At 31.6% G+C, this 8,184-nt stretch carries 8 protein-coding genes; 2 read left to right on the forward strand and 6 right to left on the reverse strand.

Annotation, left to right across the window (positions count from 1 at the left end; translation table 11 throughout):
- Nucleotides 1–91: 91 nt before the first annotated feature.
- Nucleotides 92–817, reverse strand: coding sequence for a lipid II isoglutaminyl synthase subunit GatD (gene gatD, locus CD150_RS11600; RefSeq protein WP_073345882.1), 726 nt, complete (start codon nucleotides 815–817; stop codon nucleotides 92–94).
- Nucleotides 814–2,133 carry a lipid II isoglutaminyl synthase subunit MurT gene (murT, locus tag CD150_RS11605; RefSeq protein WP_103161621.1) on the reverse strand — a complete coding sequence of 440 codons (1,320 nt, stop codon included), beginning with the start codon at nucleotides 2,131–2,133 and terminating at the stop codon, nucleotides 814–816. Before murT ends, gatD begins: the two co-directional genes overlap by 4 nt.
- Before the next feature lie 169 nt (nucleotides 2,134–2,302).
- On the opposite strand from murT, the gene CD150_RS11610 reads away from it, so the two are divergent.
- Nucleotides 2,303–2,809 carry a ferritin gene (locus CD150_RS11610; protein WP_073345890.1) on the forward strand — a complete coding sequence of 169 codons (507 nt, stop codon included), beginning with the start codon at nucleotides 2,303–2,305 and terminating at the stop codon, nucleotides 2,807–2,809.
- Between the two features lie 215 nt (nucleotides 2,810–3,024).
- On the forward strand, nucleotides 3,025–3,579 hold the full coding sequence (locus CD150_RS11615; protein WP_073345893.1) for a 3'-5' exonuclease: 555 nt from the start codon (nucleotides 3,025–3,027) through the stop codon (nucleotides 3,577–3,579).
- 38 nt (nucleotides 3,580–3,617) lie between these two features.
- Here CD150_RS11615 and dinB read toward each other — a convergent pair whose 3' ends face one another.
- The 4 genes from dinB to CD150_RS11635 all read right to left on the reverse strand — a co-directional run bounded on the left by dinB (nucleotide 3,618) and on the right by CD150_RS11635 (nucleotide 8,062).
- On the reverse strand, nucleotides 3,618–4,688 hold the full coding sequence (dinB, locus tag CD150_RS11620) for a DNA polymerase IV (protein ID WP_070039292.1): 1,071 nt from the start codon (nucleotides 4,686–4,688) through the stop codon (nucleotides 3,618–3,620).
- Nucleotides 4,689–4,886: 198 nt separating this feature from the next.
- Nucleotides 4,887–5,441, reverse strand: coding sequence for a DUF3267 domain-containing protein (locus CD150_RS11625; protein ID WP_046207962.1), 555 nt, complete (start codon nucleotides 5,439–5,441; stop codon nucleotides 4,887–4,889).
- 204 nt (nucleotides 5,442–5,645) lie between these two features.
- Nucleotides 5,646–7,007 carry a 23S rRNA (uracil(1939)-C(5))-methyltransferase RlmD gene (gene rlmD / locus CD150_RS11630; RefSeq protein WP_073345901.1) on the reverse strand — a complete coding sequence of 454 codons (1,362 nt, stop codon included), beginning with the start codon at nucleotides 7,005–7,007 and terminating at the stop codon, nucleotides 5,646–5,648.
- Nucleotides 7,008–7,144: 137 nt separating this feature from the next.
- The gene (locus CD150_RS11635) at nucleotides 7,145–8,062 is read right to left on the reverse strand and encodes a diacylglycerol kinase (protein WP_046207964.1); all 918 of its coding nucleotides are present in this window, start codon (nucleotides 8,060–8,062) and stop codon (nucleotides 7,145–7,147) included.
- Nucleotides 8,063–8,184: the final 122 nt, after the last annotated feature.

An 8,184-nucleotide genomic window follows, 5' to 3' on the forward strand; every position in this document is an offset into this window, starting at 1 on the left:
TGCTTAAAGAATAACATTAAATACGTAACATAAAAAATAGCCTAGGACCTTTGTCCTAGGCTATTTTTTATATTTTAATAAAGTCGGAATTCTATTTTTTCTGTTGAGAAACGCGTTCAATAATGACTTTCTTAGCTGCTTCTTCCTCAGTATTATCTAATTCTTTCGGTTCGAATACAATGCCTTTGCGTTCACACGCTTTTTCTAATAGATAGTCTGTAATTTCATGGTTTTTAGGTAGTATGGGGCCATGTAAATACGTACCTAATAAATTCTTGTAATGAATACCTTCTTTGGCATCGTCATCATTATTACCAAAACCATGCGTAACTTCTCCCAAAGTCCCGAAATTATGATAAGTACGTCCCCCATGATTTTCAAATCCAACTATTGTGCCAAAAGTATCACTTTCGATTACAATATCTCCTGTCAAACGATCTTTTTTAGATTCTGTATAAAAATCTAAAATATTTAACCCGTCTAATTCTGTACCATCTGGCGTAACGTATTTACTTCCTAAAAATTGGTAACCACCGCACACAGTTAGACCGGGTAAGCCATCTTCAATCGCATCTTTTAACTTGCTTTTAATTTTAGTTAATTCTTGTGTAGCTAATGCTTGTTCTCTGTCACTACCGCCACCAATAAAAAAGATATCACATTCATCGAAAGTAACATTTTCTGTCTGATTAATATCTACTACTTTTAGTTTGATATTACGGCGTTTAGCACGTTGTTTAAGTGCAATGATATTTCCTATATCACTATATAAATTTAATTTATCGGGCATAAAGTGATAGACCGTCAACTCATTCATTTTACTTTGTCCTCCTCAAAAGAGTGGTTCAATTGCTTTAACATAGGGGAAAGTGAAGTATAGTTAGGTATTGCTACAGTAAAGCTATTTGTATATTCCATTGTTTTCGCAGTCGCTTTGTAGATATCACTTTCTAATATGATCGGTACATTAATCTCTGCAAGTTTTAATCTTAATTGTAGCTCTTCCGCTCGTGAACCTGTAACTATAATAGCTTCTATTTGTTGATTCGCTAATTTTTCAAAATCAGCATCGTAAATCCAAGATGTGTCACGTCCGTCCGCAGCATAATCATTTAAACTGATAACATAAACTTTATTCCCTTCTATTCGATCACCAACCGAGAGACTTGCATTCATACCGGCAGGGTTTTTTGCTAGATTGATCATAGCTTCTTTGATACCCTTTTTAAAATACTGCATTCTGCCATTATCAGAATTATAAGTTTCAAACCCTTTTCGAATTGACGCATCATTTAATCCAAGTTCTCTGAGCACGGTATAAGCAGCAATTGCATTATATGCATTAAAATCGCCTGCAATTTTCATATTAAATGTTGTAGTACCAACATTTAAGTTAAGAAATGGAGTTAAATCAAATTGAGATACTTCATATTTTGTTTTTTCTCGTTTAAAACCACATTCACAATAATAATGGCCTAATTGGTTATAATGAATATAATCATAATGTAATAAACGACCACAATTAGGACAATATCTACTTTCATTCATAGAACTTTGTTCAAAATCATGCGCATGCTTTTTCATACCATAATAAGTAACAGTATCACTTGCTATCTTTAATCTACTAACAAAAGGATCGTCGGCATTTAATAATAATTTTATACCTTTATTATCAATTGCTTTTGCAATATTATTTACCATAATATCGATTTCCCCAAATCGATCCATTTGGTCACGAAAGAAATTAGTGACGACCATCATTGTAGGTGTAACTTCGTTTAGTACTCTTGGTATAGAACCTTCATCAATTTCAATAACTGCAATTTTAGTATTTTTTTTAAGTTGCAAAATAAAAGCTGATGTAATTCCAGCAGCCATATTTGCACCTTCATTATTATGTATGATTTCAATTTGGTTTGCTTTTAACGTATGACCTATTAAATTTGATGTAGTCGTTTTCCCATTTGTACCACTTATAAATACAATCTCATCAACATGAGATGCTAATTCTCTTAAAATATTTTTATCCACTCTTCTAGCGACTTGACCTGGTAAGTCTGTTCCTTTTTTCCCTACAGTACGACTTACTTGTCTTGCCAGTCTCGCTAGGCGTGTTGCAGTCCATTGTCTCATCTACTTCCTCCTCTACTATTCACTCAAATATTATAACACGATTAAGTTGTATTCCAAACAATTCTCAATGCAAATATATATATCACCCCCCAGATTAGAATAATTATTATTTACGAATGAGAATAAATTTGCTATACTAATGAAAAATGATACATGGAGGCTTTGACTTATGTTGAATAAAGAATTATTAGATGCATTAAATGAACAAATGAATCACGAATATTTTGCTGCACACGCCTATATGGCAATGGCTGCATTTTGTGATAGCAAATCCTATGAAGGCTTTGCTAATTTCTATATCCAGCAAGCAAAAGAAGAAAGATTTCATGGTAAGAAAATTTATGATTACATCAATGATCGTGGTGAACAAGCAATCTTTAATTCGATACCAGCACCTAAATCTGAATTCACAAGTATCTTAGAAACCTTTGAAGATGGCTTAGCTCAAGAACAAGACGTAACACGCAGATTTTATAACTTATCTGATTTAGCTAATAAAGATAAAGATTATGCTACGATTTCATTTTTAAATTGGTTCCTAGATGAACAAGTCGAAGAAGAATCAATGTTTGATACACATATTGATTACTTAAAACGTATCGGTGATGATAGTAATACTTTATATTTATATGAGAAAGAATTAGCATCACGTTCATTTAATGAAGATGAAGCATAGAGTTAGTGTAGTAACTCACTACTTATTTCTATATAATTATTAATGACTATACAAAAGCATGCCAATAATGTTGGCATGCTTTTTAAGTATTTATGAGTCAGCAGCAAAGACTAGCAGATGCAACTATTTGTTTCATTGAGTTTTACTCACTTGACTTCGAAAAGAGAATTATATAAAGTCATAACATATTCTATAAGAGAAAGGATTCTTGCTTGATGACAGCCAATGCTTATATTGCTTTAGATTTTGAAACTGCAAATGGAAAAAGAACGAGTATATGTTCAGTGGGAATGGTCAAAGTGATCAATCATCAAATTACAGAATCTTTTTACACACTAGTTAATCCAAATGACTATTTTTCAAAACAAAACATTGCAGTTCATGGTATTAATCCAAATGATGTGAAAGATGCACCGACATTTGAATCAGTATATCCATATATGATGCAATTCATTGATGGTTTACCAGTAGTTGCTCATAACGCAGCCTTTGATATGAATGTGTTGTATGAGAGCATTAAACAAATTGGACAAGAAACGCCAACAATTACTTATTTTTGTTCACTACAACTGTCTAGAAAAACAATAAATAGTCATCGTTATGGGTTGAGCCACATGATGAATTATTACAATCTAGATTTTCATGGTCATCACGATGCTTTAAATGATGCGAAAGCATGTGCAATGATTACCTTTAGACTATTACAACACTATGATGATTTAAACAGTATGTTATCAATATTTGGTAAACAGTTAAAAGATAAAGATTAACGGATTTAAAATCAGTCTATATTTCCTTTGTATTTCACTTAAATATAGTCGTAAATTGTCATATTTTCATAGGTCGCCTTTTCTAGGTTACCCACTGTCACACCGACCAATCTAATTGGTGTTTCTGAATCTTTTAATTCAGTATATAAACTATAGGCGATGTTATAAATATCCGTCTCATTTCTTACTGGATCTCTCAAACTTCTTTGTTTTGACAAGGTTTCAAATTTAAAAGTTTTAATTTTAACAGTAACGGTTTTGCCAGATTTTTGAATTCTGGCTAAGCGTTCAGCTGTTTTATGACTTAATTCCCATATTTTTTGCAGAATTTGATCATCATCGTTAATATCGGTTGCAAAAGTACGTTCTGTGCCGACGGATTTTCTAATTCTTGTAGCTTTCACTTCATTATTGTCTATACCTCTTGCCTTATTGTACAATCCATAACCGCGTTTTCCAAAAAGACGAATTAATTCACGTTCACTTTGATTATACAAATCTTGACCATTATAAATTTTATGTTCATGCATTTTTTCTTTTGAAGCTTTACCCACCCCTGGAAAATCTCCAATATCTAATCCCATTAATATATCGTGTACATTTTTGTAATCAATAATAGTTAGACCATTAGGCTTATTCATACCACTCGCTAACTTCGCCAAAAATTTATTGTATGAGACACCTGCAGAGGATGTTAACTTAGTTGCTTCGTATATATCTCTGCGAATATATTGTGCAATCATAGACGCCGGTAAATCAGGTCGCACTAAATGCGTAATATCTAAATAAGCCTCATCTAATGACAATGGTTCGACAATTTCAGTATAACTTTTAAAAATATTCATAATTGTATTTGATGCTTCTTTATAGGCTTCAAATCTAGGTGATACATAAAAACCATTCGGACATAATTTATGAGCTTGTGCGGTGGGCATTGCAGAATGAACACCATATTTTCTTGCCTCATAAGAAGCTGTTGACACCACGCCTCTACCACTTGCCTTTCCACCGACGATGACTGGCTTCCCTTCCAAATTTGGATTATCTCTTATTTCTACTTGAGCAAAGAAATAGTCCATATCTATATGAATAATCCTTCTTTCTGACAATGCACACACCTCCCTTTTAAAATTTATATTATGATGCTTTTGATATTTATCTTACAATCTAAATGATTTTGTTACATAATATATGCTCATAACAAAAAAACATACAAAAAAGAGTTAGCTAACCACTTTTTTAACACGCAATGATCCATAAAAACAACTGCGTATATAGTAGTAATACTAACTCAGATTAATTATTTTTTATGATTTTGGTTCAGTTTGCAATTCATTTGAAGGGTTTTTTGTATAATATTTAATACCATCCTCAGTGTCTTCTATCACTTCAACCTTGTCATTTAATACGCCGGAAAGTAAATATAAATCCATAACACAATATCCAATGTGGAAACTTGCTATAAATATGATAGATGAATAAGGCGTAATAAAAAATACGATAAATAAAATGGATGATATAACAATTAAAGGGGCTAACATAATCAAGCTATATTGCCATTTTTTAAAATAAACTTGTGGCATATGTGACTTTACCAAACCATATTTAACTCGATAAATTGGTTTTTGACCTTTTGATAAAATGCGAAACATTAAGTTATGAATCAATTCATGTATGAAATAAACAATTGTAAAACCTAAAATACCATAGATTAAATTAAATAAGATATTTTGCTCTATAACTGAAGCAAATAAATAAGCAAATTTATACGATAGTAATATACTAATCATTACTATTGTCAATTGGAATAGTAAAAATCCTTCTAATAACTTTTTATTAGAAAACAACTCAATTTTAAACATTAGCAACCCTCCAAATGCTTTGTTGTTACCTAGAGTATACAATGATTTTATCCACTTAGAAAGAGCTATTGAACAAAGTTAATGACTTGTAATTGAATTTTAACAAATCTTCTTAGAATGAAATAAACTGCAATACTGAGTAAATAACAAGTTAATTAACTTTACACAATGTTTATTGAATAACACTTATCTATTAAGCTATTTTTAAATACGGTTGAATTGTGCAACCGTTTCAACATGTGTTGTATGTGGAAACATATCTACTGGTGTAATTTTCGTTAGTTTGTAATGTTGCGCTAAATATTGCGCATCACGTTGCTGTGTAGATGGATTACATGAAATATAGACAATTTTTCTTGGATTTAATTCTAATAATGTTTGTAAAAATGTTTCATCACAGCCTTTTCTAGGTGGATCAACCATCACTACATCTGGTTTAATTCCTTGTGATTTCCATTTTAATATAACCTCTTCTGCCTTACCACAGACAAAAGTAGTATTTTCAAATTGGTTTATAGTCGCATTTTGTTGTGCATCTTCAATGGCTTCTGGCACGACTTCTACTCCATAAACATGTTTTGCTTTTGGTGCCATATATAAACCTATTGTTCCAATACCACAATATGTATCCAGGACAATATCATCTTGATTTAAGTTTGCATATTCAATCGCAAGCTGATACAATTTTTCAGTTTGTATCGAATTAATTTGATAAAAAGATTGATCGCTTATTTTAAAAGTAACGTCTGATAGTTTATCATTAATTGTTGTCTCACCATATAAGGTATTAGACTCGGCTCCTAATATCACATTGGAATGTGTATTGTTGATATTATGTTTAATACTCGTGATTTCAGGAAATGTATCAATTAATTTTTGTACAAGTAAATCACTTTGTTTAAACTTCCTGCCATTTGTTACAAAAATAACCATTAATTCTCTTGAATGGTGTCCAGTACGTATAACAACATGTCTCATAAGCCCTTGTTTTTTTTGTTCATTATAAACACTAATATTTAATTCGTTAAACCAAACTTTAAGTCGGTTCATAACTTTTTGATGCAATTGGTCTTGAATTAAACATGTTTCCATATCTATAATATCGTGACTTCTTTGTCTATAAAAACCTGAGATAATCTCTCCTTCTTTATTCTTTCCAACGGGTATTTGTGATTTATTTCGATAATACCAGGGGTTTTCCATACCAACTGTTTCATTAATTATCGTTTCTTTAAAATCTGCTTTTCGATGAAACAAATTAACCACTTGTTCTTTCTTCATATTCAATTGGGCTTGGTATGTCATATGTTGTAATTGACAGCCCCCGCATTTGTAATAATATACACAGGGTGGCTCGACACGTTCATTACTTTGTTCTTTAACTTCTATTAATTTACCTATCGCAAAATTCTTTTTTACTTTGATCACTTTAAATTTAATCGTTTCATCTATTAAACTATTAGGAACAAACACAGGATAACGGTCTAACTTTACAACGCCATGTCCTTCATGTGTTAAATCAATTACGCGTCCTTCTATAATTTCATTTTTTTGTATTATGCTCATTTTGTCACCCCATATAAAAGAGGTTAGGCTATTTGTAGTTTTACCTAACCTCGTTGTCTATTAACATTTTGGAAGATTCATTTTATCTTATTCATTAATCTCGTTCACGATGATGCTTTATTTTAATATATTGTCTATTATTGCTCAACTAACTCCTCGTTTTTAATATCGTTTGGTGTATAGACTTCAATATGCTGTTTTAAATTCAAAAAGTTTCCAGGCAACTTGCCACCATATTCACCATCCACATTCAATTGCAAATCTATAAATGAAGAAATATTAATCGATTTGGCTTTTTTATAATGTACTTTAGGATGTTTAATATGTTCACCTCGAGATGCAAGCGTCATAATATGTCCTAATTCTGCTAAATTAGCTTTTTCAACTATAATCAAGGTAAAATAGCCATCATCTAATTTGGCATCAGGCACTAACTTTTCAAATCCTGCCATAGAGTTGGTCAAACCTAATAAAAATAAGAGCGCCTCTCCTTGGAAAACCTCATCATCATATTCGATACGTAAATCAACAGCTTTCATCTGAGGCAACATTTCAAATCCTTTAATATAATATGCAAAAGGGCCGACAATTGATTTTAATCTACTTGGTGTCTCATAAGATACCTGTGTTAATTGTCCACCTGCAGCTAAATTAATGAAGTATCTACTGTTCATTTTCCCGATATCAACGCGTGTTGAATGACCTTCAATAATGACATCTATCGCGCTCATAATATCATTAGGTAAGTGCAAAGCTCGCCCAAAATCATTTACAGTTCCCATTGGGATAATGCCAATCTTAGGTCTATTCGGATGTTCTGCTATGCCATTGATGACTTCATTAAGTGTCCCATCACCACCAGCAGCTATTAAAACATCATAATCTTGTGTTAAACAACGCTTCGCCTCAGTGGTAGCATCTCCAATTTTTTCAGTCGCATAGGCACTCGTTTCAAAACCGGCCTTTTCTAATTTTATTAACACATCTGGTAATGTTCGCTTAAACAATTCTTTACCAGATGTTGGGTTATAAATGATTCTAGCTCGTTTTCTCATATTTTATCCCTCAACTTTTTATACTCAGTATATATATTAAATGATTTAGTTAAATGATAAAAGCATTTAGGCTATTTTTAAAAAGAAAATATAATATACTACTCAATATTAAAGTTCTTGAA

Source organism: Staphylococcus ureilyticus (genome assembly GCF_002902235.1).
Lineage (GTDB): Bacteria > Bacillota > Bacilli > Staphylococcales > Staphylococcaceae > Staphylococcus > Staphylococcus ureilyticus.